The organism is Halobellus sp. EA9 (assembly GCF_051195055.1).
GTDB classification, from domain to species: Archaea; Halobacteriota; Halobacteria; order Halobacteriales; family Haloferacaceae; genus Haloquadratum; species Haloquadratum rubicundus.
The window spans coordinates 1-1,023 of sequence record NZ_JBNTJW010000042.1; the positions used below are offsets into that span (position 1 = coordinate 1).

1 protein-coding gene is annotated in these 1,023 nt (G+C 56.9%); it reads left to right on the top strand.

Annotated elements, in window-relative coordinates:
- Positions 1-855 (top strand): IS630 family transposase (locus ACQUQ0_RS17555; RefSeq protein WP_435187044.1); only part of this gene is annotated, 855 nt, incomplete at its 5' end.
- Positions 856-1,023: the final 168 nt, after the last annotated feature.

Here is a 1,023-nt window from a genome sequence, read left to right on the forward strand (position 1 = left end):
CACCTCAGTGAGGACGATCTCGATCGCTTGCTCGCACAGACTGATGACAAGAAGGTGAGCAAGCGGATCATCTTCATCAAACGGCTGTACAAGGGTGCGACACTCGAAGATGCAGCCGACGATGTTGGAATGTCCCAATCAACCGGCAGTCGATGGGCTAAACTCTGGAATAAGGGCGGTCTCGGACTCCTTGCACCGAGCTTTGGGGGGCAGCCGGCCTCCGAAGCTCGACGAGAAACAACGAGAGCGTCTCCTGGACCTGCTCGAAGAGGGAGAACCCTGGAAGAAACAGGAGATTCAGCATCTCATCAACGAAGAGTTCGATGTCGAGTTCCACCCGAACTATCTGCCACGACCTCTCGATATCTCGGCCTCTCGTACGCGATTCCGCGTACGGAGAGGCCAGACCGGCCAGAGAACGCCGACGAAATCCTCGACGAACGCGTTGCCGACGCGTTCGCCGAGGATGATGGAGACAAGCCACACAACAAACAGCCTGAAGACGACAGTGACGAGGAATGGACGCTCGATGATGATGTTCGAACAGATGGCGGAACAACGGTCGGGTTCTTCGATGTTTCGCACCCGCAACCGTGGGACAATTCCCAGCGCCTCTACACGGTAAGCGAGCCGACGATCACCCGGCCGCTGGTGAAAATCGACACACCAGCGGCCGGCTTCTATGCACTCAACGGTGAGAGCGTCCTCCAGTTCCCACCAAATCAGGAAAAAGAGGAAATCTGCGCGTGTCTCGAAGAGATCCGCGAGCAGAATCCGGGCGAGCGGATTCTGCTCGTCTTGGACAACTTCTCTTCCCTTACATATCTGTGCGCACACGCGCAAGCGAGCATATGAACTTGGGATTGATCTCGTCTTTCTCCCAGTGGGCTCACCGCATCTCAACACAATCGAGCCGGTCTGGAAGAGTCTCAGATGGGAGTCCTCGCCCCTGATCGTGGAGGGCGCGGCTGAATACCGCGCCCTCCTCGATGAGATCTTCACGAAGTTGACCGACCAGCTGAG